Origin of the sequence: Actinoplanes missouriensis 431 (assembly GCF_000284295.1) — a bacterium.
Taxonomy (GTDB): domain Bacteria; phylum Actinomycetota; class Actinomycetes; order Mycobacteriales; family Micromonosporaceae; genus Actinoplanes; species Actinoplanes missouriensis.
In genome coordinates this window covers 2,274,512-2,296,227 of record NC_017093.1, presented here as the reverse complement: position 1 = coordinate 2,296,227, position 21,716 = coordinate 2,274,512, and the positions used below count along the sequence as shown (strand labels likewise).

At 71.8% G+C, this 21,716-nt stretch carries 20 protein-coding genes and 1 pseudogene; 11 read left to right on the top strand and 10 right to left on the bottom strand.

Features of this window, described 5'->3' with window-relative positions:
- Window positions 1–25 precede the first annotated feature (25 nt).
- Window positions 26–1,478 (bottom strand): annotated as a pseudogene (locus AMIS_RS45085) (transposase).
- A 263-nt stretch (window positions 1,479–1,741) separates the two neighbouring features.
- Between AMIS_RS45085 and AMIS_RS10935 the strand changes: the two are divergent.
- The gene (locus AMIS_RS10935; protein ID WP_014442325.1) at window positions 1,742–2,254 is read left to right on the top strand and encodes a GNAT family N-acetyltransferase; all 513 of its coding nucleotides are present in this window, start codon (window positions 1,742–1,744) and stop codon (window positions 2,252–2,254) included.
- 56 nt (window positions 2,255–2,310) lie between these two features.
- On the opposite strand, the gene AMIS_RS10930 is transcribed toward AMIS_RS10935, so the two are convergent.
- Entirely contained in the window at window positions 2,311–4,044 is a 1,734-nt protein-coding gene (locus AMIS_RS10930; protein WP_014442324.1) for an ABC transporter ATP-binding protein, read from the bottom strand.
- Entirely contained in the window at window positions 4,041–5,621 is a 1,581-nt protein-coding gene (locus tag AMIS_RS10925) for an ABC transporter transmembrane domain-containing protein (protein ID WP_014442323.1), read from the bottom strand. The genes AMIS_RS10930 and AMIS_RS10925 overlap by 4 nt, the downstream gene beginning before the upstream one ends.
- Before the next feature lie 158 nt (window positions 5,622–5,779).
- On the opposite strand from AMIS_RS10925, the gene AMIS_RS10920 reads away from it, so the two are divergent.
- Window positions 5,780–6,199 carry a nitroreductase family deazaflavin-dependent oxidoreductase gene (locus tag AMIS_RS10920; RefSeq protein WP_014442322.1) on the top strand — a complete coding sequence of 140 codons (420 nt, stop codon included), beginning with the start codon at window positions 5,780–5,782 and terminating at the stop codon, window positions 6,197–6,199.
- 35 nt (window positions 6,200–6,234) lie between these two features.
- Window positions 6,235–6,888, top strand: coding sequence for a response regulator (locus AMIS_RS10915; RefSeq protein ID WP_014442321.1), 654 nt, complete (start codon window positions 6,235–6,237; stop codon window positions 6,886–6,888).
- 7 nt (window positions 6,889–6,895) lie between these two features.
- Here the strand turns inward: AMIS_RS10915 and AMIS_RS10910 are convergent, their stop codons facing one another.
- Genes AMIS_RS10910 through AMIS_RS10895 form a run of 4 tightly spaced genes read right to left on the bottom strand, consistent with a single transcriptional unit; the run spans window position 6,896 to window position 11,348 of the window.
- Window positions 6,896–8,569 carry a sensor histidine kinase gene (locus AMIS_RS10910; RefSeq protein ID WP_157434818.1) on the bottom strand — a complete coding sequence of 558 codons (1,674 nt, stop codon included), beginning with the start codon at window positions 8,567–8,569 and terminating at the stop codon, window positions 6,896–6,898.
- Window positions 8,524–9,018, bottom strand: a complete 495-nt coding sequence (locus AMIS_RS10905) for a hypothetical protein (protein ID WP_157434817.1) — start codon at window positions 9,016–9,018, stop codon at window positions 8,524–8,526. The genes AMIS_RS10910 and AMIS_RS10905 overlap by 46 nt, the downstream gene beginning before the upstream one ends.
- 19 nt (window positions 9,019–9,037) lie before the next feature.
- Window positions 9,038–9,859 (bottom strand): carbohydrate kinase family protein, encoded by an 822-nt coding sequence (locus AMIS_RS10900; protein ID WP_014442318.1) that lies wholly within the window; start codon window positions 9,857–9,859, stop codon window positions 9,038–9,040.
- A 1-nt stretch (window position 9,860) separates the two neighbouring features.
- The gene (locus AMIS_RS10895) at window positions 9,861–11,348 is read right to left on the bottom strand and encodes an FAD-binding oxidoreductase (RefSeq protein WP_041830696.1); all 1,488 of its coding nucleotides are present in this window, start codon (window positions 11,346–11,348) and stop codon (window positions 9,861–9,863) included.
- Between the two features lie 91 nt (window positions 11,349–11,439).
- On the opposite strand from AMIS_RS10895, the gene AMIS_RS10890 reads away from it, so the two are divergent.
- Window positions 11,440–11,985 (top strand): PadR family transcriptional regulator, encoded by a 546-nt coding sequence (locus AMIS_RS10890; protein WP_014442316.1) that lies wholly within the window; start codon window positions 11,440–11,442, stop codon window positions 11,983–11,985.
- 11 nt (window positions 11,986–11,996) lie between these two features.
- On the top strand, window positions 11,997–13,697 hold the full coding sequence (locus AMIS_RS10885) for an acyl-CoA dehydrogenase family protein (RefSeq protein ID WP_014442315.1): 1,701 nt from the start codon (window positions 11,997–11,999) through the stop codon (window positions 13,695–13,697).
- A 45-nt stretch (window positions 13,698–13,742) separates the two neighbouring features.
- Here AMIS_RS10885 and AMIS_RS44615 read toward each other — a convergent pair whose 3' ends face one another.
- Both AMIS_RS44615 and AMIS_RS10875 read right to left on the bottom strand, forming a co-directional pair.
- Entirely contained in the window at window positions 13,743–14,435 is a 693-nt protein-coding gene (locus AMIS_RS44615) for a DivIVA domain-containing protein (protein WP_014442314.1), read from the bottom strand.
- A gap of 122 nt (window positions 14,436–14,557) precedes the next feature.
- Window positions 14,558–14,905 (bottom strand): hypothetical protein, encoded by a 348-nt coding sequence (locus AMIS_RS10875; protein WP_014442313.1) that lies wholly within the window; start codon window positions 14,903–14,905, stop codon window positions 14,558–14,560.
- Between the two features lie 94 nt (window positions 14,906–14,999).
- Between AMIS_RS10875 and AMIS_RS10870 the strand changes: the two genes are divergently transcribed.
- Window positions 15,000–15,752 (top strand): SGNH/GDSL hydrolase family protein, encoded by a 753-nt coding sequence (locus AMIS_RS10870; protein ID WP_014442312.1) that lies wholly within the window; start codon window positions 15,000–15,002, stop codon window positions 15,750–15,752.
- A gap of 135 nt (window positions 15,753–15,887) precedes the next feature.
- Here the strand turns inward: AMIS_RS10870 and AMIS_RS10865 are convergent, their stop codons facing one another.
- A complete protein-coding gene (locus tag AMIS_RS10865; protein ID WP_014442311.1) occupies window positions 15,888–17,312 on the bottom strand; it encodes a hypothetical protein in 1,425 nt (474 codons plus the stop codon).
- 148 nt (window positions 17,313–17,460) lie between these two features.
- Here AMIS_RS10865 and AMIS_RS10860 point away from each other — a divergent pair, with 148 nt between their 5' ends.
- From AMIS_RS10860 to AMIS_RS10840, 5 genes are all read left to right on the top strand, one after another.
- Complete coding sequence (locus AMIS_RS10860; RefSeq protein ID WP_041830695.1) at window positions 17,461–17,802, top strand: PadR family transcriptional regulator; 342 nt, start codon at window positions 17,461–17,463, stop codon at window positions 17,800–17,802.
- Window positions 17,799–18,269, top strand: coding sequence for an HAAS signaling domain-containing protein (locus AMIS_RS40395; RefSeq protein WP_014442309.1), 471 nt, complete (start codon window positions 17,799–17,801; stop codon window positions 18,267–18,269). Before AMIS_RS10860 ends, AMIS_RS40395 begins: the two co-directional genes overlap by 4 nt.
- A 99-nt stretch (window positions 18,270–18,368) precedes the next feature.
- Window positions 18,369–19,562, top strand: coding sequence for a monooxygenase (locus tag AMIS_RS10850; RefSeq protein ID WP_014442308.1), 1,194 nt, complete (start codon window positions 18,369–18,371; stop codon window positions 19,560–19,562).
- A gap of 31 nt (window positions 19,563–19,593) precedes the next feature.
- On the top strand, window positions 19,594–20,550 hold the full coding sequence (locus AMIS_RS10845) for a TIGR03885 family FMN-dependent LLM class oxidoreductase (protein ID WP_014442307.1): 957 nt from the start codon (window positions 19,594–19,596) through the stop codon (window positions 20,548–20,550).
- An 89-nt stretch (window positions 20,551–20,639) separates the two neighbouring features.
- Window positions 20,640–21,626, top strand: coding sequence for an aldo/keto reductase (locus AMIS_RS10840; RefSeq protein ID WP_014442306.1), 987 nt, complete (start codon window positions 20,640–20,642; stop codon window positions 21,624–21,626).
- Window positions 21,627–21,716: the final 90 nt, after the last annotated feature.

Sequence of the window (21,716 nt, the reverse complement as noted above, 5' to 3'; positions counted from 1 at the left end):
CTGACCCTGCTGGTTTATTCGGTGGTTAGGCGGCGAGGGTGAAGTTGAGGCGTTGGAGGTGGGTGGTGCGGGTGCGGTTGAGGGGTTTGCCGGTCCAGTAGTGGTCGAGGCGGATGATGTTGATGGCGGTGGCGGCGAGGGTGTGTTCGAGGGTGGTTTTGGGCAGGCCGCGGTAGCGGGCGGTGCGGATGCCGGTGACGTGGGTGGTTTGGCGGATGGTGCCTTCGATGCCGGCGCGGGTGTGGTAGCGGGTTTTCCATTCGCTGGTGTTCTGCTGGGTGCGGTGGGTGGTGGCGGCTTCGTGCAGGTCGCGGGGTTGCAGGCCGATTTTGCGGCGGTCGCTGGTGCGCGGACGGGTAGCCGGAGTCGACCAGGTGTTCGGCGGGGGTCAGGTTCTTGTCGGCGAGTTGCTGGTGGATGGTGGCGGTCATCGCGTTGTCGGCGGTGCTGGCTGCGGTGGTGACCACGTTGGTGATCAGGTTCGGGTGGTCCCCGCGTCCGGTGCTGCCGCTGGCGGTGCGGGGTTCGGGTGGGTCGCAGGTTTCGGTGAGGTGGACTTTGTATCCGGTCCAGGCCTTACCGCGTTTGGTGGCGTAACGGGCGTCGTGTTCATACGGCGAGGCGATCCGGTCTCTGGCCGGCGGGACACCGTCCCCGCTGGGGGCGGGGTCCCGCCGTCGCACCTCCCGCCGGCCGCTGCTGTCGGTGTCGCCGCAGAACTGCTGGATCCAGATCCGGCGTAACGCCTGGACCGCGGGGATCTCGGCCAGCCAGGGCGGGGCGTCCGGCTGGTGCACGGCATCGAGCAGGTGATAGCCGTCGCGGCCGTACTGCAGCAGCAGTTCGTCGCGTCGGGTCTGGCTGGCCGGTAGCCGCAGATTGTCGATCCGGGCGCCGTAAACGTCGAGCCAGGACGCGTCGATCACCGTGGTCAGCCAGTCCGGCGCCGCGGCGGACAACGCTTCCAACGCGGCCCGCACCGTTTCCCCGGCCAGCTCCAGACGGTTGAGCCGGCGGATCGCCGCGAGCACATGCGTGGAATCGGTGCGCTGCCGACCGGCGGCCTTGACCAGCTTCAACGCGGCCAGCCGCTGCAACAACGCGTCCAGCGCCAGACTGCTCAGCTCACCATCGACCAGCCTCGCCCGGAACTCACTGAGCACACTGGCATCGAACCCCGGATCGTCCAACTCCAAACCCAGCGCGTATTTCCAGGTGATCCGGTCCCGGACCGCCTCAGCGGCCTGCCGATCGGTGAGATCCTCCGCGAACTGCAACACACTGACGATCATCAACTGCGCCGGAGAAATCCCCGGCCGTCCCCGCACCCCGAACACAGCCGTGAACCGGCCGTCCTCATACACCTGACCCAACTCATCACGGATCCGCGTCGCCAGATTCCCCTTCCGAAACGCCGCCCGCGCCATCCGCGCAGTCTGCTTCGGAACCTCAGGCCACGGCCTTGGCTGCATCGACATGACCACATAACTCCATCGACGGCCATAGGTAACGGGCACGCCCACCGAATAAGCCATCAGGGTCAGTGCTGCCGGCCGCCCGGATTGTCCGCACTGAGCACCAGCCGGCCTCGGCGATTCCAAGATCTGCGAGCTCCGGAACCGCCAGACGCAACCCCGGGACCACCGGACGCAACCCGGGAACCGCAAGAAACAAGCAGACCCGCGGGTGACCAACCGGAAATGGGAGGCCCGGAACGGGAGGGATCCCCTACCATCCGGGCGTGCTGATCCGGGAGAAGACCGACGCCGACTACGACGCCACGCTTGAGCTGCTCCTCCGGGTGCACGCCCGCGACGGCTACCCCATGAGGATCACCCCCGACGCCGTGCCGGGCTTTCTCCGCTCCGGGCACCCGGTCGCCGCCTGGGTCGCCGAGGACGCCGGTCGGATCGTCGGGCACGTCGCCCTGCACTGCCCGCCGGAGGATCCGACCCTCACGGTGGCGTCGCGGGCCACCGGTCTTCCCGTGGAGCGGCTCGCGCTGGTGGCCCGGCTGTTCGTCGCGCCGGAGCTGCGCCGCTCCGGGCTGGGCCGGCGACTGCTGCGGCACGCCGCCGCCCACGCACCCGCGCGGGACCGCCGGGCGGTGCTCGACGTGGGGCAGGAGCTGCGTTCGGCGGTGGCGCTCTACGAGGCCGAGGGCTGGGATCGCGTCGGTGAGCTGCACGAACCGCTCGACGACGACACGATGCTGCACCTCTGGGTCTACGTGAGCCCGTCACCCGCGCACTGACCGGCTCCCCGCAGCCACGTATCCCGCGCACTGACGGGAAGCGACGTGACCCTTCGTCACCCGCGTACCGACGGGGTGTGGTGCCAGGAGCGCCACAGCGCGGCGTACGGCCCGCCCGCCGCGACCAGCTCGTCATGGGTGCCGAGCTCGATGATCCGGCCGTCGTCCATCACCGCTACCCGGTCGGCGTCATGCGCGGTCTGCAAACGGTGGGCGATCGCGATCACCGTACGCTCGTGCAACACCGCCGCCAGGGCCCGTTCCGCGGTCCGCGCGGCGGTCGGGTCGAGCAGCGCGGTGGCCTCGTCGAGGATCACCGTGTGCGGGTCGGCCAGCAGCACCCGGGCCAGGGCCAGCTGCTGCGCCTGCGCGCCGTCGAGCGGGTGCTCCCCCAGGTCCCGGTCGAGGTCGTCGGCCCAGTCCGCGCCGACGGTGGCGAGCGCCTGCCGCAACCGGTCGTCGGGGGCGGCCACCATCAGGTTGGCGCGCAGCGACTCGCGGAAGACGTGGTGCTCCTGGGTGACCAGGACGACCTGGCGGCGCAGCTGGTCGGGCGGCAGATCGGCGATCGGCACCCCGCCGACCGTCACCGAGCCGGCGGACGGCCGGTCGACCCCGGCCAGCAGCCGGCCCAGGGTGGATTTGCCGGCGCCGGAGAGTCCGACGACGGCGAGCCGCTCGCCGGGCCGCACGGTGAGGTCGACGTCGTGCAGCACGTCCCGGCCGGTCTCGTAGGCGTATCGCACCCCACGGACCTCGATCCGGTCATCGCGGGGCGGCATGACGGCAACGGGTGCGCCCGTCTGCGGAGCGGGGATCGACCCCAATCCTTCGATCCTGGCGAACGACGCGATGCTGCTCTGCAACTGTTCGACCCAGAGCAGGATGGTGTCCAGCGGGTTCACCAGCTGCCGCAGATAGAGCACGGTGGCCGCGACCACACCCAGCGTGACCCGCCCGTCGATGTAGAACAGGCCGCCGATCAGCAGCGTCAGCACGGTCGGCACCACGTACGACGCCTCGACCAGCGGAAAGAAGACGGTGCGCAGGGCGAGCGTGGCGAGCCGGGTGCGGCGGGTCTCGGTGATCGCGGCGGCGCCCGCGTCGAGGCGCTGGCGCGCCAGGCCGAACGCCTCGACGGTCCGGGCCCCCGAGGTGGTGGCCGACAGCTCCTCGGCCAGCCGGGAGTTCGCCGCGCCCTCGGCGAGGTACGCGTCCCGTGCCCGGCTCAGGTACCACCGCACGCAGAACCAGATGCCGGAGAGCCCGAGCAGGCCGGAGAACCCCAGCAGCGGGTCGATCGCCAGCACCGCGACCAGGATGAACACCACCTGGACGAAGCCGATGAACACCTTCGGCAGGACGTCGCGCAGCGTGGTGGCGACCGCGTCGACGTCGGTGCTGCCGCGGGCGGCCAGGTCGCCGGACGGGACCCGCTCGACGACGGACGCGGGCAGGTCGAGTGCCCGCCGCAGGAATCCCTCCCGGATCCGGGCCGCGGTGCGCTCCCCGAACCGGTAGCCGATGCCGAGCGCGACCCGGGCCAGCAGCGTCTGCAGGACCGCGCAGGCCAGCACACCAAGGGCGAGCCGGTCCACCGCCGCGACGCCACCACCCGCCGAGACGGTGTCGATCACCCGGCCGAGCAGCCACGGCGCGCCCAGCCCGGCGAGGGCCGCCAGCGAGCTGAACGAGATCAGCGCGGCGACCGCGGGACGGTCGGCGGCGAGCAGCCGCAGCGCGGCCCGGCCCACTTCGCGGTTCCCGGCGATCGGCAGCACCGTGCTCACAGCGCCTCCCCGAAGGCCCGCGTGACGAGCGCCCGGTACCCCGGTGACCCGGTGAGCAGCTGCTGATGCGTGCCGCTGGCCTCGACCCGCCCGCCGACCAGGTAGTGCACCCGGTCGGCGCGGTCGAGCAGCACCGGCGAGGTGGTGGCGAGCACCGTACCCCGGCCGGACCGGGCGGCGGTGAGCCGTTCCGCGATCGCCGCCTCGGTGTGCGCGTCGACCGCCGACGTGGGCTCGACCGCGAGAAGCATCTCCGGGTCGGCGTGCAGCGCGCGGGCCAGCCGCAGCCGCTGCCGCTGGCCGCCGGAGAGGTTGCGCCCGTCCCACTCCACCTCCCGGCCGAGGTCGCCGGCGATGTCGGTGGCGGCCGCCGCGGCGATCGCGGCCCGGACCCGCGTGTCGTCCGGCTCGGACGGGCCGGCCACGACCGTCCGCAGGGAGCCGGCGAAGAGGCTCGCGTCGTTCTCGGCGACCAGGAGACGGGAGCGCACCGACGGCAGCGCGAACGTGTCGAGACGGCGGTCCCCGCAGGTCGCCCGGGTCGTCCCGTACCGGCCCAGACGGTCGATCACGGCGATCGCGTCGGACGGCCGGTCGGCCACCAGCGCGGTGAGCCGCCCGGGCTCGGCGGACACGCCGGACTCCGGGTCGTGCAGCACGTCCGCGGCGGTCAGCGGCGCGCCGGCCGGGTCGTCCACGGGCAGCCGCAGGAACTCGGTGACCCGCCGCGCGGCCACCAGCCCGTGCGTGACGTCGAATCCACAGAAGATCAGGACGTTCACCGGCACGGCCAGCATCGCCGTGTACCCGTACACCGCGATCAGCTCACCCACGGTGAGCTCGCCCATGGCCGTGAGCCGCGCGGCCAGCCACGTCACCACCCCCAGGAAGATCAGCGGGAGGCCGTCGCCGAGCGCGCCGATCCATCCGGCCGGCCGCCCCACCCGGTACCCCAGGTCCCGGACCCGCGCCGACTCCCGCCGGTAGCGGTCGAGATGGGTGTCCTTCCCGCCGAGGCCGTTGAGGATCCGCAGGCCACCGAGGACGTCGACGAGCCGCGCGGTCAGCTCGCCCTGGGCGAGCCGGTACCGCGACCCGGCCCGCTGGGTGCGTCCGAGCAGCGGCCCGACGACCACCACGAGCACCGGCATCCCGACGAGCACCACCACGGCCAGCGTCGGTGACGTGCCGAAGAGCAGCGTCGCCACGGTCAGGAACGCCACCGTCGCGGCCACCCCGACCCCGCCGACGTTCATCGCCCGGCCGATCGTCCACACGTCGGAGATGCCGATCGTCACCACCTCGCCCGCGGTGACCCGGCGCGGCAACGCCGAACCGAGCCGGGTCGCGTGCTCCAGCACCAGGTCCGCGGTGATCAGCGCGGCCTGCAGCCGCAGCTTGGTCATCGTCCGGTGCCGCATGATGCCGAGCCCGGCCGTGGCCAGACCCAGGACCAGGACCGCCGCGACCCAACCGATCAGCGCGCTCAGGCTGCGCGGCGCGAGGCCGCGATCCACGGCCTGCGAGATGAGGTACGGGGTGAGCGCCAGCGTGGCGAACCAGACCGACCCGTACATCGCCCCGAGCGCGACACGTCTGCGGCATCGTCTCGCCAGCCACCAGAGATATCGTCCCGGTCCGCGCGCATCCACGACAATGATGCTGCTACACGGCCCCTGGGGCCTGTCACCCCATTTTGTGTGGGTCGCGTCGCAGCGTGGGTAGGGTCGGGAGCATGACTTCTGCGACCGATCTGCACGGCGCGCCGCATGTCGCGCGGTACCTGGAGACCGACGGGGAGGACGGGTTCTACTGGCGCAACGGCACCACGATCCTGATTCTCTTCACCACGGGACGTAAGTCCGGCGAGGAGCGTTCGCACGCCCTGATCTTCCGCGAGCACGGCAACGCGTACCTGGTGGTGGCGTCGAAGGGCGGCACCGACGCGCCGCCGGCCTGGTTCGTGAACCTGCAGGCCGACCCGTCGGTCGAGGTCCAGATCAAGGGCGAGCGGTTCCGGGCCACCGCCCGGGTCGCCACGAGTGCGGAGAAACCGGAGATGTGGGCGAAGATGACCGAGGTCTGGCCCGACTACGACGAGTACCAGAAGAAGACCGACCGGGAGATCCCGGTCGTGGTCCTGGAACGCGCCTGAGATCACCCCCCGGGCGCCGTTGGTAGGGTGCCGGTGTGATCCGGGTGTTGATCGCCGACGACGAGGCGCTGATCCGCGCCGGTGTCCGGATGGTCCTCGAGACGGCCGGCGACATCGAGGTCGTCGCCGAGGTGGCGAACGGCGCGGACGCCGTCGAGCGGACGCGCCGGCACCTCGTCGACGTGGCGTTGCTGGACATCCGGATGCCGGTGATGGACGGCCTGGCCGCCGCCGAGCGGATCGCCGCGGCCGGCCGGACCAGGGCCATCGTGCTGACCACGTTCGGCGAGCAGGAGTACGTCGCGCGCGCCCTGCGCGGCGGCGTGACGGGTTTCCTGCTCAAGGACACCCCGCCGGACGACTTGATCCGCGCGGTCCGGGGCGCCGCCGCCGGCGAGGCGATCCTGTCGCCGCGGATCACCCGGCACGTGATCGAGACGTACGTGGTGGACCACCGGGATCCCGCCGGCGACGCCCGCCGCCGGGTCGCCACGCTGACCGCCCGCGAGCGGGAGGTGCTCGCGCTGCTCGGCGACGGCTCGTCGAACGCGGACATCGCCAGGGCCCTGATGATCAGCGAGGGCACCGCGAAAGCGCACGTCAGCCGGATCCTGACCGGCCTGGGCTGCGCCAACCGGGTGCAGGCCGCGATCCTCGCGCACGAGGCGGGCCTGCTGCGCCCGGCGTGATCGGCGGTCACGGCACGGCGATCGTGTCCTTGCGCAGCAGCGTGCCGTCCGTGAAGCAGAACCGGTAGACGCTCTCGAACCCGGCTGCCAGCACGTGATCGCACGTCGCGCCGCCGGGCACGTCCGGGCCGTGTCCCTCGACCGCCTCGCGGGCGACCATGGTGTCACCGCCGGTCAGCTCACGGACCTGGTCCTGCGGGTCGCCGGGCCGGATGTCCTGATAGGTCTGCGCCGTGATGGTCCGCTGGAAGAGGTGGTAGACGCCCAGCCCGAGGCCGCCGCAGAGCACGACGCCGGCCCCGGCGGCGACGAGGGCGACCTTCGTGGTGGTTTTCGACATGGGTGGTGTGCTCCTTCGTGCTGCCTCCGGTGAGCACCCAGCTTCCGTGCCCGGTGCGGCGCCGGGCATCTGCCGATCTTCCAGAGCCACCCGGTCGATCGTCGGGTCCGGGGCCGCCGGTCCGGGGTGTCGCGGCAGCGTGACGCCGACCAGGAAGACATCGGCGTCGGTGTCGGCGCCCGCGGTGAGCGTGCCGCCGGCCAGCCGGACCCGTTCCCGCAGACCGGTGAGGCCGAGCCCGCTGCCGGGGACGGGCACGGCCGGTGGGCGCAGGTCGTTACGGACCTCGAGGCCGACCCGGTCCGGGCCGGCCGTCACGGTCACCGTCGTGGTCGCGCCCGGCGCGTGCTTGTGCACGTTCGCCAGGGCCTCCCGGACGATCCGGTGCACGGCACGGCGTACGCCCGGATCCGCCTCCGCGAGATCGTCACCCGCCCAGCTCAGGGAGATCGGCACGCCGGCGTCGCGGGATTCGCCGACCAGGCGCGTCACGTCCACACGGGTGCCCACGCCGGAGTCCGTGCCGTCGGGCGCAGCGCTGCCGTCCAGCCGCAGGATGCCGAGGACGGCACGCAACTCGTCGAGGGCGGTTCGCGACGTGACCCGCAGCAGATCGGCCTGTTCGCTGACCTCCGGCGCCGACTGCCGGGTCCGCACCTCCAGCGCGCCCGCGTGCAGGACGATCAGGCTGAGCCGGTGCCCGAGCAGATCGTGCATCTCGCCGGCGATCCGGGCGCGCTCGCGCATCCGGGCCCGGGACTCGCCGAGCAGGTTCGCCCGTTCCAGCAACCGGTTGCGCTCGTGCAGGGCCTCCACGGTCCGGTCCCGCTGCCCGTGGAACATGCCTGTGACGCCCGGCAGGCCGGCCGCGAGGGCGATCGCGAGGAACTCGACCGCCGCGCCGGCGGGGGTGAACCGGTCCTGCCCGAGCAGCGCCGCCAGACTCGCCACGATCTGCACGAGTCCCGCCGTGGCCAGCGCGGCGCCGGCCCGGCGGGTGTCGCGCACCTGCCGCCCGGCGGTGTAAGCAAGCAGCACGCTGACCGGCCAGGGCAGCACGAGCAGGGCCGGGCCGGGCGCGAAGGAGGCCGCGACGCCGAGCGCCGCGCCGATTGCCAGCGAGGCGATCGGGTACGCGTAGCGGGTCAGCAGCACCACGGCCGCCAGCACGATCCCGGCGGCGGTGAGCGGCGTGCCCGCGAAGACGACGGCCACCGGCAGCATCGCGGCGGCCACCGCGAGCCGCCGGCCGAGAACCCACCGGCCCCGCCCGGCGAGGGCCCGCCAGACCGTGCTCAGCCCCGCCCGGAGCCGATGATCAGCACTGTGATGTCCGGCCACGGGTAGTTCTCCTGCAGGTCGGTGGGGGGTGGGCGCATGAGCTCGACCCGCACGGTCCGTGGCCACCAGCGGGCCTGCTCCTCCCAGCGGCAGCTGATCACGCGCTTGCCGGTGTCGGCGCAGTCACCGCGCTGCCGCCAGCCGTCGAGCTGACCGGCCACCACCGCGACCACCTGGTCCGGCGTGGTGGCCGGCGGCATCGCGTAGACGCCGACCGCCGGCTTGCCCCGGTCACTGTCCAGGATGCGGTAGACGTCGGCGGTCTCGTTGTCGACGACGGACTCGTAACCGCCCTCGGGCAGCCGCTCGGTCGCCCCGGCGGGCGGGACGATCACGACGGAGTCGCCGGCGGCCAGCCACCGTACCCCCGTGATGGTGGCAAGCGTGAGCAGGCAGCCTGCCGTGACCACCGCGACGGCGGTGCGCCACGCGCGTCGATCGCATCGCACGGCGCGAGTGTAGGAGGCCTCAGCCAGCGAGCTCGCGGGAGCGCACCGCCGCGGCGCCCGCGGACGCGCCGAGCCGCAGGGACTCGTCCAGGCCGGCGCCGCGCAGATGACCGGCGAGGACGCCGGCGAAGAACGCGTCCCCGGCGCCGTTGGTGTCCACGATCTCGTCGACCCGTTCGGCCGGGACGTGCACCGGATCGCCGCCCGGGGTCAGCGCCATCGCGCCCTCCGCGCCGAACGTGCAGACCACCAGGCGGGCGCCGGCGTCGATCCGCTCGCGCATGAAGACCACCGGGTCGGGCAGGCGGTCGCCGCTCGCGAAGATCACGTCGGCGGTGTCGGCGAACTCACGCTGGAACTCGCTCTCACCGTCCCAGTCGTGCAGGTCGCACCAGATCTGCTTCCCCGCCTCGCGGGCCGCGCGCAGGACCGGGCGACTGAATTCGGCCAGGTCGGCGACGACCACGTCCACGTCCGTCAGCGGCGGCACGGTCATCGGCCCGGCGGGCGACGGCAGGTTCAGGTAGATCGACAGCCGCTGACCGGTTCCGTCCATCAGGTTGGTGTGCCGCTCGGAGCCGCCGGCGCTCGCCGTGACCACCAGGTCGACGCCCGCCAGGGCCGTCCTGATGCGACGGCCGGCCTCGTCGTCGCCGAGCACCGTCGCCAGCGTCACCGGCACGCCGAGCCGGGTCAGGTTCAGCGCCTTCCCCGCCGAGGTGCCGCCGACCGCCTCGTGGTGCCACTCCGCGAAGACGGTGTGCGGCTCCGGGCGCGGCAGGCTCGCCACGTGGATCATCAGGTTCCAGGAGACCGGGCCGGCAATCAGGACACGCTGCATCTCAGAGAGCGTACGGTGACCGGAAAAGCGCCTGGGGATCGACCGTCGCCCGGATCCAGCGGAGCCGGGAGAAGTTCGCGCCGTAATAGCGGGGCAGGCTCGCCGGGCTGGGCTCCAGATAGTTGACGTAGCGTCCGGCGGACCAGCGGCTCATCGCCCGGTGACCGGATTCGATCCAGGCGTAACCGTCGCTCTCGCTGCCGCTCCCGCTCTCCGCCGGCAGCACCAGCCACTGCAGCATGGTGTGCGCGCCCCGCCAGGGGAACGCGGTGGCCTCCGGCGCGACCCGGGCCGGCGCGCCGGTCAGCCGCTTGAACTTGGCGATGCCCGGTTTACGCTCACGCGCCCGGCGCTCGACGATGGCGAGCAGGGCCGTGATCGCCGGACCGGGCAGCACGGAACGGAAGATCTCGCTGCCGGCCAGCTGGGTGGACCGCTCGGCGCACCCCGCGCCGTCCGCGCACCCGGCCCGGTCGTGCACCACGTCGAGGTGCGGGCGCCGCTCCAGTTTCGCGTCGGCGGGCTCGATCCCGGTGGCCCGGGCGATCTCCGCGGCCTCGGCGGCCGGGTCGCCCTCCAGGACGACCCCGGAGATGCGTACGCTCAGTCGCCCCCGCGCGTCCGAGGCGAACTGGCAGGTCGACCAGGTCTCGTCGGGCGCGACCGAGAGGCGTGCCTGCCAGCCGGCCGCGACACGTGCCGCGTCCCGCCACGGATAGGTCAGCACGAACGACCCGACCGAGGTGGCCCGGTGGGTACGCATCCGCCAGCCGGTGACCACCCCGAACTGACCGCCCCCGCCGCCGCGCAGCGCCCAGAACAGATCCCGGTCCCGCTCGGCGTCCACGGTCCGGCGGCTGCCGTCCGCGGTCACCACCTCCGCCGCGGTGACCGCGTCGCAGGTCAGCCCGTACCTGCCGGACGCCATGCCGATCCCGCCGCCCAGCGTGATCCCGCTGATCCCGACCGACCCGCACGAGCCGGACGGGATCGCCCGGCCCGCCGCGCCGAGCCGGTTGTAGACGTCGATGAGCCGCGCGCCGCCGCCGATCGCGGCGGTCTGGCTGCCCCAGTCGTACCGGATCCCGGCGAGGCCGCGCAGGTCCAGCACGATCCCGGCGGAGGCGGTGGACGCCCCGACGTAGGAGTGCCCGCCGCCCCGGGTCACCACCGGGACGTGCTCGCGCCGGGCGAAACGGATCACCTCGGCGACGTCGGCGGCGTGCGCGCAGCGGGCCACGGCCGGCGGCCGGATGCGGTCGAACCGCGGGTCGGCCAGTTGCCGGGCGCTGTCGTATCCGGCGGTGCCGGGCAGCGCGACCGTGCCGTCGAGCGAGGCGGCGAGCGCCGTCCAGTTCGGTGTGGCCCGGCGTCCGATCGTGGGTGTGACCCGGGGGCGAGCCGAGGCTGAGTCGGATCCGGCCGCGGCGATGGCGGATCCGGTGAGGGCAGCGGCCCCGGCCCCGAGAACTGCTCGGCGTGACAGCATCGCCATATGGTGCCATATGCCGCTAAATACCCCAGGCATTTCGTGTCACACGGCGCTTGTTATGCAACGAATTGCATAGCAGGATGGGGACGTGGCATTGGAGCACGCGATTCTCGTCTCGCTGCTCGAACAGCCCGGGTCCGGCTATGAGCTGGCCCGGCGGTTCGAGCGGTCGATCGGGCGGTTCTGGACCGCCACCCACCAGCAGATCTATCGCGTCCTCAAGCGGATGGAGTCGGACGGCCTCGTCGACGCCGAGGAGATCGGGCAGGACGGGCGGCCCGACAAGCGGGCTTATTCGGTCACTGCGATCGGGCGCTCGACGCTCGTCGACTGGCTCCGCGAGCCGGTGCAGCCGGAGGCCGTCCGGCACGACCTCGCCGTCAAGATCCGGGGCGCGGCGTTCGACGACGAGGCCGGGCGGACCGCGCTGATCGCCGAGGTCGTGCGGTACCGGATCGAGCACGAGACCACGCTGAACCGGTACCTGACCGGCGAGAGACGCGACTTCCCGGACGAGACCGCGCTCGACACCGGGCAACGACTGCAACACGTGGTGCTGCGGGGCGGGATCGCCTACGAGCGGATGCTGCTCGACTGGCTCGACGACGTCCTCACGACACTGCGCCATCTGTAGAGAGGGAAACCGTGCTGTTCAACCCGCACACCTATGACCCGGCGCACTTCGACCCGGAGACCCGGCGCCTGTTGCGCGCCACCATCGACTTCTTCGAGGAGCGCGGCAAGAAGGCGCTGCTCGACACGTACATCGATCGGGCCTGGTATGCCGATTTCCTGGAGTTCTCGGCCGAGACGGGACTTTTCGCGACGTTCCTGACCCCGGCCACCGATGGCGACGACACCCGGTGGGACACCGCCCGCAACGTGGCCCTCAGCGAGATCCTCGGCTTCTACGGCCTCAACTACTGGTACACGTGGCAGGTGACCGTTCTCGGTCTCGGCCCGGTCTGGCAGAGCGCCAACGCCGACGCCCGCAAGCGCGCCGCCGAGCTGCTCGACGAGGGGCACGTGATGGCGTTCGGGCTCTCCGAGCGCAGCCACGGCGCGGACATCTACGCCACCGACATGATCCTCACCCCGGACGGCGACGGCGGCTTCCGGGCGAGCGGCAGCAAGTACTACATCGGCAACGGCAACGTCGCCGGGCTGGTCTCCGTCTTCGGCCGCCGGGCCGACGTCGAGGGCCCCGAGGGGTACGTGTTCTTCGCCGCCGACAGCCGCCACCCGAACTATCACCTGGTCAAGAACGTGGTGAACTCGCAGATGTTCGTCAGCGAGTTCCGCCTGGAGGACTATCCGGTGCGGCCGCAGGACGTGCTGCACACCGGCAAGGCCGCGTTCGACGCCGCGCTCAACACGGTCAACGTCGGCAAGTTCAACCTGTGCACCGCCGCCATCGGCATCAGCGAACACGCCATGTACGAGGCGGTCACCCACGCACACCAGCGGATCCTGTACGGCAAGCCGGTCACCGCGTTCCCGCACGTGCGACGGGAGCTGACCGACGCGTACGCCCGGCTCGTCGCGATGAAGCTCTTCGCCGACCGGTCCGTCGACTACTTCCGCTCGGCCGGCCCGGACGACCGCCGTTACCTGCTCTTCAACCCGATGACCAAGATGAAGGTCACCACCGAGGGCGAGAAGGTCATCGACCTGCTCTGGGACGTGATCGCCGCGAAGGGCTTCGAGGCGGACACCTATTTCGACAAGGCCGCCAAGGACATCCGGGGACTCCCGAAGCTCGAGGGCACGGTCCACGTGAACCTCGCGCTGATCCTCAAGTTCATGCCGAACTACCTGTTCAACCCGGCCTCGTTCGCACCGGTGCCGACCCGGCTGGACGCCGCCGACGACGAGTTCCTGTTCCGGCAGGGCCCGGCGCGCGGCCTCGGGCAGATCCGGTTCCACGACTGGCGGCAGGTCTACGACGCGCACGCGGAGATCCCCAACGTGGCCCGGTTCCGGCAGCAGGCCGACGGCCTCTGCGACCTGCTGCGCGAGCACGCGCCCGACGCCGACCAGCAGGGCGACCTGGACTTCCTGCTCGCCGTCGGGCAGCTGTTCGCGCTCGTCGTCTACGGCCAGCTCATCCTCGAGCAGGCCGGCCTCACCGAGGCCGGCACCGACATCATCGACGAGATCTTCGGGATCCTGGTCCGGGACTTCTCCGGGTACGCGACCGAGCTGCACGGCAAGTCGGCGACCACCGAGGAGCAGGCCGCCTGGGCGCTGTCCCAGGTGCTCCGCCCGGTCACCGACCCCGCCCGCACCGAGCGGGTCTGGGATCAGGTGGTGGCGCTCGTCGGCGCGTACGAGATGAAGCCCTAAAGAAAAGACGTGGCGCCCGGGGCTCGGATGGCCCCGGGCACCGTCTCAGACCTGGCCGTCCGGCGCGCTGGTCAGGTCCATCAGCTGCTGCTGGACGTGGTTGGTCAGCGCTTCCTGGTAGCTCTGGGCGAGCTGCGCCAGCCGGTCGATCTCGTCGAGCAGGGCGGACCGCTTCTCGGCGATCCCGTCCATCGCCTCGGCGTGGTTGCGCCGGGCGTCGCTCTCGATCGTGCTGGCCTTCAGCTGAGCGTCGCTCATCAGCTGCTCGGCCTTGTTCTGCGCGTTCGTCAGCAGCGTGTCGGACTCGCGCTGCGCGTCGCGCATGTGCTCGTCGGCGGTGCGCTGCGCCATCATCAGCACCCGCGAATTGCGATCGTCGTCACCGGCCGGAACCAGCGCCTGGCTCTGGCTGGACGCCTCGGCGCGGGCGCGCTCCAGCTGCGACTGCATGCTGCGCGCGTTCTGCTCGGCGCGGGCCCGCGCCTCCTGCAGACGCTCGAGCTGGGCGGCCAGCTCGGCGAACTCGTTGTTGAGCACCATCGTCGAGGCCGCGCTGGGTGGGGCGCCGCCGCCACGCTGAGCCTGGTCACGCAGTGCGCCGTTCTCCTCGAGCAGGCGGATCAGCTCCTGCTCCACCTCGTCCAGGAACGCGTCAACCTCCTCCTCGTCGTAGCCCCGCTTGCCGATCGGCGGCTTCTTGAAGGCGACATTGTGAATATCAGCTGGAGTGAGCGGCATCGTGCTCCTTGGCTCCCATCAGTTGCGGTCGTGCGGCCCGAAATCCTACGTGATCACGCGAGGTCGCCGGCTGCGCGATCGAGCGTACGCGCCACCGGCCGGTGTTGCCCTCCCCTGTGCGCTCAGCGCCAGAAGACGGCAACCGCCGCATTCACCACTGTCAGTGTGATGATGCCCATGAAGTGACCCTTGTTGACCTGCTCCCGCTTCCGCGGGATGAAGACCATGATGAAGATGAGCACCGCGATCAGCAGCTTGACGCCGAGCTTGATCGGGTCCGGCTCGTTGTCGCCGCCACCACGCAGCGGCGCCGCGAGTCCCAGGCCGCTGACCAGCTGGATGATCGCGCCCCAGAGCACCGGCTTGCTGATCCGGTACGTGCCGGAGACCAGCTGGGCCACGGCGCCGCCGAGCAGCAGCGCGAAACCGACGAGGTGAATGAAGAGGAGAACCAACCGGAGTGCTTCCACGGCCGCCAAGCTTGCCAGGACAGGTCCTGGCCGATCACCCCGGGTCCCCCGCCCGGTAGCGTCAGAGCTGATCAACAACTGTAGGAGAACGGCAATGACGAGATACGTCGCGATCGGCGACAGCTTCACCGAGGGGCTGGGCGACACGCTGCCCGACGGCAGCGAACGGGGCTGGGCCGATCTGGTCGCCGCCGGCATCGCGGCGGGCGAGGGCAAACCGATCTCGTACGCCAACCTGGCGATCCGTGGCCGGCTGCTGGAGCCGATCGTCACCCAGCAGCTCGACGCGGCCCTGTCGCTGGACCCGCTGCCGACGCTGCTGTCGCTCAACGGCGGCGGCAACGACATGATGCGTCCGGGCGGCGACCTGAAACGGCTCGTCGACCTGACCGAGCAGGCGGTCCGGCGCTGCCTCGACGCCGGGGTGCGGGTGCTGCTGCTCAGCGGCGCCGACCCCTCCGGCCACCTGCCGTTCGGCAGCCGGATGCGACCCAAGGGCGAGGCGCTGACCACGGCGGTGGCCCCGTTCGCGCAGAAGTACGACCTCACGTTCGTGGACATGTTCCACGACCAGGAGATCCAGAAGCCGCACTACTGGTCGGTGGACCGGCTCCACCTCAACGCCAACGGCCACCGCCGGGTGGCGAGCGTGGTGCTCGACGCGCTGGGCTTCCCGACCGAGGCCCACGTGGTCGCCCCCGACCCGGCCGGCACGAAGAGCCTCGCGGCCGAGGTCCGGTACTACCGCGAGCACGTCCTGCCGTGGATCAACCGCCGCCTGCGGGGCCAGTCCTCCGGCGACAACCGAACCGGCAAATACGTCACCTGGACCCCGTTCCCCGCCTGAACCCCACTCCCGGCCCCACCGAGCCGTAGCCCAGACACGTGATCAAGCGCTTTGACCTGCGCCGGCTACGGCTCGGCTCTGCTGGGGCTGGATCACCGAGGGCCCGCGCGACACGAGAGCCGCGCGGGCGTCACGTCACGCCATCGGGAGGATCCGGGCGATCTTCACCTTGGTGCTCGAACCGCCGGCGGCCGGATACGCGGCGCTGCCGTCGGCGTACCCCTTGAAGGCCTGATAGGCGTGATCCTTCACCGCCACGCTCACCGTGCCGCCGAGCGCCTTGCCACTACCCGAGTCGAACGCCCGCACCGCCATCCCCGACCCGGACTGCCAGACCAGCAGCATTTTCCCGCTGCCGTAACCGACCAGATGCGGATGCGCCGCCGACACCCCCGGCTTGACCGTGCTGGTCGCCTTGCCGGTGGTGAACTTCTCCAGCCGCACCGAGCCGCCCTGGCTCCACGCCGCCCAGTACCCCTTGTTCTTCGCGAGCACCACGTCCCCGTTGAAGAGGCTGCCGTCGCAGGTCCCGGCCGCGACCGTCCGGTACGGGTCCGGCTGCGCGATCCGGCACTCGTTGTCGGTGGCGCAGACCGTCACGAACTTCTTCGCCCGCGGGTCCCAGACGATCCGGGACGTCCACGCGTGGCTGCACCCGACCGCGAACGCGTCCTTGTGCCCGCCGACCAGCTTGCCGCCGGCGCTCACCACCTGCATCCGGTCGCCCTCGTGCACGTCGACGCAGCTGCCGTTCTTGACCGTGATCGCGACGCCGAAGTACGCCGCCCAGTTCGTGCCGTCGGTGGCGAGCCGGCCGTGGTGCTGGTACCACCAGATGAAGCGGGCGCCGTCGTCGTACCCCTGCCGGCCGCCGGTCAGGTTGGTGACCTGCCGTTCCCAGACCAGCTTGCCGGAGTTGTCGAACCGGACCATGTGCATGGTGTTGCACGGACTGGACTCGCCGCCGCAGAGCGGGCCGTCGCCGCAGGTGCCCTTGCGGGTCAGCAGCAGCACGCCGCCGGTGGCGTCGGCGGCCACGTCCTGCAGGTCGATGCCGGTGAAGCTGGTGGGTGTGCCGGTCAGTTTGTCGTCGCAGCCCAGCCGGCCGAGGTTGATCTTGCCGTTGGTGCCCGTCCAGGCGATCCACGAGGTGCCGTCGGGCCGGGCGGCAATCGCCATCGGCAGCTTTTCGGTGTCGCCCTCGGAGCCGTATCCGATGACCGCGTTCGGCAATTTCACCTCGGTCACCTTCGCTTTGGGGGCGCTGCCGGCCGGGCGTGCGCATTTCCCTGCTGCCACGGCGGCGGACGCCCCGGGGGTCGCCGACGGGCTGGTGCCGGCCGACGCGCTCGCGGCGGCGCCCGACGCGGTGGGCAGACCCGGCGCGACGGAACCGCCCGGTGACGCGTTCGCGCTGGCCACAGCCGCCAGCGCTGGATCGGCCGAGGTCTCCGGCGCGACCGTGCCGGACGCCTGCGGGCCACTCGTGGAGCACGCTCCCAACGCCAGCAGGGCAACCGCCGACGCGATCAGGCGGCGGCTCCGACCGTACCTTTGCATGTTTTTCCTTGCCTTTTTAAGACGCCCATAATCAAAACTTAAAAAATGCGCTCGGCAATCGCCGGAAATGCGCACGACGACCTTACCGATCACGCTCGGGAAAGCAAACGGCTCGACAGACCCTTGCAGCGCAAGGTACCTTGTGGACGTGAGCGACGATGCGGCACTGACCACCGCCCTGCGCCGGGGCACCATCGAGTTCTGTGTGCTCGCCCTGCTCGACAAGCGCGAGCTCTACGGCGTCGAGCTGGTGCGGCAGCTCAGCGCCGGGCTGGGCATGACCACGAGCGAGGGCACGATGTACCCGTTGCTCTCCCGCCTGCGGCGGGCCGGCCGGATCGCCACCACCTGGCGTGAGGCCCCGGCCGGCCCGCCACGGCGCTACTACACCCTCACCCCCGACGGCGAGGCCGCCCTCGCCCACTTCCGCACCGAGTGGGTCAGCTTCCGCACCGGCGTCGATCGCATCCTCGGAACGGAGCAGCCATGACGCAGACCGACAACCTCGTCGCCGACTATCTCGCTCGGGTGGAGCGTGCCGCCGCCGGCCTGCGGCCGGACCGCCGGGAGGAGCTGCTGCGCGACCTGCGGGAGCACATCGCCGTCGAGCGCGCCGAGAGCGGCGACGATTCCGAGACCCATGTGCGTACGGTGCTGGAGCGCCTCGGCGACCCGGAGGCGATCGCCGCGGCGGCCGACACACCCACCGGCAGCATCCCGGTCCCCGGCTCCCCCACTCCGGGCCATGCCGCCTATGGACATGCCGTCCACGGACATGCCGCCGCGCGCCCGGCACCGACCCGTAGGGGGAACACCTGGGTCTGGGTCCTCGCCGGGTCGCTGGTCGTGCTCGTCCTGCTGGTCTGCGCCGGGAGCGCCCTCTTCCTGGCCCGCAGCGACAGCGGGCCGGCCCCGGCCGAAGCGCCCGCCCCGGTCCAGACCACACCGTTCGGATGATCATATGGCGGCCTCTTTCCGGGTTTGTCACGGATCCACGGCACCCGGGCGCTGGGGAGAATTGACGGGTCTCGGCACTCGGCCCCGGGGAGGCCCGTCATGAGATCCATCCGTCCTGCGCTCGCCGTCGCGGCGGCCGGTCTGCTGCTCGCCACGGCGGCGTGCGGCGCCGGCCCGGCCACCGAGCCCGCCGCCGCGCCACCGGCCGGGTCCGCCACACCCGTCACCGTGCCGGGCGCCGCCTCACACGCCGGGCACAGCGCGGGCGCCGCGGCCCCGCCCCCGTCGCCGCTGCGGCAGGGTGAGCGGTTCGTCGACGTCGGGCTGGCCACGCCGTACACGCCGGCCGCGCCGAACGGCGGCACCGACGAGTACCGGTGCTTCCTGGTGGACCCGCAGCTGACCGAGACCGCCTATCTGACCGGCAGCCGCTTCCTGCCGCAGAACGCGGCGATCGTGCACCACGCGATCTTCTACCGGGTCGACCCGGAGCAGGCCGGGGAGGCGGCGAAGGTGGACGCCGCGGCCGACGGCGAGGGCTGGACCTGCTTCGGCGACTCCGGCGTGCAGGGGCAGACCGCGTGGGTGGCGCACTGGGCGCCCGGCGCGGGCGAGACGCTGATGCCGGACGGTTTCGGGTTCACGATGCCGCCGGGCAGCAAATTGATCATGCAGGTGCACTACAACCTGCTCAACACCAGCGGGAGCGATCAGTCCGGCATGCAGATGCGGCTGGCCGGCGGTGACGCGGGGCTCAAGCCGCTGGAGACGGCGCTGGCGCAGGCGCCGATCGAGCTGCCGTGCGAGCCCGGCGCGAGCGGTCCGCTCTGCGACCGGGACGCCGCGGTCGCCGACGTGGCGAAACGGTTCGGCGCGGAGTCGGCCGAGATGGTCCGGATGCTCAACCAGTGGTGCAACGGCGGGGCCGCGCCCAAGGCGGGCAACACCCAGCACTGCGACCAGCCGGTCGAGCAGGCCGGCACGATCTACATGGCCGCCGGGCACATGCACCTGCTCGGCCGATCGATCAAGGTCGAGCTCAACCCGGGCACCGCGAAGGCGCGGACCGTGCTTGACGTTCCCGCCTACGACTTCGACAACCAGGCCCTCGTACCCCTGAAGGAGCCGATGAAGGTCGCCAAGGGTGACGTGGTCCGGGTGACCTGCACGCACGACGCGCAGCTGCGCAGGCAGCTGCCGCAGCTCAAGACGCTGCCGTCGCGGTATGTGGTGTGGGGCGAGGGGACCAGCGACGAGATGTGCCTCGGCATCATGGTGATGGCACCGGGTTAGGATCCGCCGCCGAAGTGGGTACATGAAAATCATGACCGAGTACGGCATCCACGCCTCCCACGAGCAGATTCCGCCCGGTGACCTCCTGCAGGCGGTGATCGCCGCCGAGCGGGCCGGCTTCGACGCCGCGATGTGCTCCGACCATTTCTCCCCGTGGAGCGCCCGCCAGGGCCAGTCCGGTTTCGCCTGGTCCTGGCTGGGCGCCGCGCTGCAGGCCACGAACCTGTCGTTCGGGGTGGTGAACGCGCCCGGGCACCGCTACCACCCGGCGATCATCGCGCAGGCGATCGGCACGCTCGCCTCGATGTATCCGGGGCGGTTCTGGGCCGCGCTGGGCAGCGGGGAGTACAGCAACGAGCACGTCGTCGGCGGCGCCTGGCCCCGCAAGGACGTCCGCAACGCCCGGCTGCTGGAGAGCGTCGGCGTGATCCGCGACCTGCTGGCCGGCGAGGAGGTGTCCCGGGACGGCCTGATCACCGTGGACCGGGCGCGGCTGTGGACCCGCCCGCAGACGCCGCCGCCGCTGATCGGCGCGGCGGTCAGCGTGGAGACCGCCCGGTGGTGCGCGTCCTGGGCGGACGGCCTGGTCACGGTGAACGCCCCGGAGGAGCGGCTGCGGGAGATGATCTCGGCGTACCGGGACGCCGGTGGCCGCGGGCCGGTCTGCCTGCAGGTGCACCTCTCCTGGGCGCCGACCGAGGCGGAGGCCGAGGAGATCGCCCACGACCAGTGGCGCAGCAACATCTTCACGCCGCCGGTCTGCTGGGACATGGCCACCGCCGAGGAGTTCGACGTGGTGTCGGCCGAGGTGACGGTCGAGCAGGTGCGCCAGGTCGTGAACATCTCGGCGGACCTGGAGCGGCACGTCGCGTGGCTGCACGGCTACGCTGACCTGGGCTTCGACCGGATCTACCTGCACCACGTCGGGCAGGATCTGGGCCCGTTCGTGGAGACCTTCGGCGCAAAGGTGCTGCCCCGGCTGCGCTGATTCCCGGCGACCCTGAGCAACAGGACGCGCACTCTGCGTCGGGAAAACGCCCCGAAACGGTTGACCAGGACATCGATCACCGTTAAACAATGCGGGTGGACCCGTTCGAGAATGTGGAACTCGGCGCCACCGGCGTCACGGTCACCCGGCTCGGCATGGGTCTGGCCCCGATCGGCGGGCTCTTCGCCCCGGTCGGCGACGAGGCGGCGGTCGCGGCGATCGACGAGGCGTGGCGGCTCGGTGTGCGGTTCTTCGACACCGCGCCGCTGTACGGCGCCGGCCTCTCCGAACGGCGGGCCGGCGCCGCCCTGCGCAAGCGGGAGCGGGCCAAGTACACGATCGCCACCAAGGCGGGACGGCGGATCCGCGCCGGCGAGCCCGGCGGGCAGCCCGGCATCTGGGCCGAGCCGACCGGCGACGGCGTGGAGTTCGACTTCTCCCGTGCGGGGATCCGGTCCTCGTACCGGGAAAGCCTGGAAAGGCTCGGCCTGGACCGGACCGACGTCCTTCACCTGCACGACCCGGACGACCACCATGCCGAGGCGGTGAGCTGCGCGCTCCCGGAACTCGCCGAACTGCGCCGGGAGGGCGCCGTCGGAGCGGTCTCCGCGGGCATGAACCAGTCCCGGATGCTGACCGATCTGGCCCGGACCGGCCTTCTCGACAGCGTCCTGCTGGCGGGCCGCTACTCGCTGCTCGACCAGTCCGGCCTCGCCGATCTGCTGCCGGAGTGCGAACGGCGCGGCATCTCGGTGATCGTCGGCGGCGTCTACAACTCCGGGGTGCTCGCCGACCCCTGGGGCCGGACGACGTACGACTACCGGCCCGCCTCGTCGCGGGTGGTGGCCCGCGCCCGGGCGATGGCCCGGCTCTGCAACCGGCACGGCGTGCCCCTGCGCGCGGCCGCCCTGCAGTTCCCGCTCGCCCACCCGGCGGTCGCGTCGGTGCTGGTCGGGATGCGCTCGGCCGCGGAGGCGTCGGACGCGGTGGCGATGGCGCGGCTGCCGATCCCCGGCGCCCTCTGGCGCGACCTGTCCGACGCCTGGCTGCTCGACCCGGAAATCCCCGTCCCCTGACCGGGGCCGCCCGGCCGCGAACGCCCCCACCTCGAGGCCGGCGACGTCGTAAAGATCGAAATCGCCGGCCTCGGCAGGCAGAGCAGCGTC

Bases quoted from the DNA above. Each gene is read 5' to 3' on its own strand.
- AMIS_RS10925 (WP_014442323.1), bottom strand. From the start codon at position 5,621: ATGTACGGGTCGGTCTGGTTCGCCACGCTGGCGCTCACCCCGTACCTC.
- AMIS_RS10920 (WP_014442322.1), top strand. From the start codon at position 5,780: ATGACTTCTGCGACCGATCTGCACGGCGCGCCGCATGTCGCGCGGTAC.
- AMIS_RS10900 (WP_014442318.1), bottom strand. From the start codon at position 9,859: ATGCAGCGTGTCCTGATTGCCGGCCCGGTCTCCTGGAACCTGATGATC.
- AMIS_RS10895 (WP_041830696.1), bottom strand. From the start codon at position 11,348: ATGCTGTCACGCCGAGCAGTTCTCGGGGCCGGGGCCGCTGCCCTCACC.
- AMIS_RS44615 (WP_014442314.1), bottom strand. From the start codon at position 14,435: ATGCCGCTCACTCCAGCTGATATTCACAATGTCGCCTTCAAGAAGCCG.
- AMIS_RS10870 (WP_014442312.1), top strand. From the start codon at position 15,000: ATGACGAGATACGTCGCGATCGGCGACAGCTTCACCGAGGGGCTGGGC.
- AMIS_RS10865 (WP_014442311.1), bottom strand. From the start codon at position 17,312: ATGCAAAGGTACGGTCGGAGCCGCCGCCTGATCGCGTCGGCGGTTGCC.
- AMIS_RS40395 (WP_014442309.1), top strand. From the start codon at position 17,799: ATGACGCAGACCGACAACCTCGTCGCCGACTATCTCGCTCGGGTGGAG.
- AMIS_RS10850 (WP_014442308.1), top strand. From the start codon at position 18,369: ATGAGATCCATCCGTCCTGCGCTCGCCGTCGCGGCGGCCGGTCTGCTG.
- AMIS_RS10845 (WP_014442307.1), top strand. From the start codon at position 19,594: ATGACCGAGTACGGCATCCACGCCTCCCACGAGCAGATTCCGCCCGGT.
- AMIS_RS10840 (WP_014442306.1), top strand. From the start codon at position 20,640: ATGCGGGTGGACCCGTTCGAGAATGTGGAACTCGGCGCCACCGGCGTC.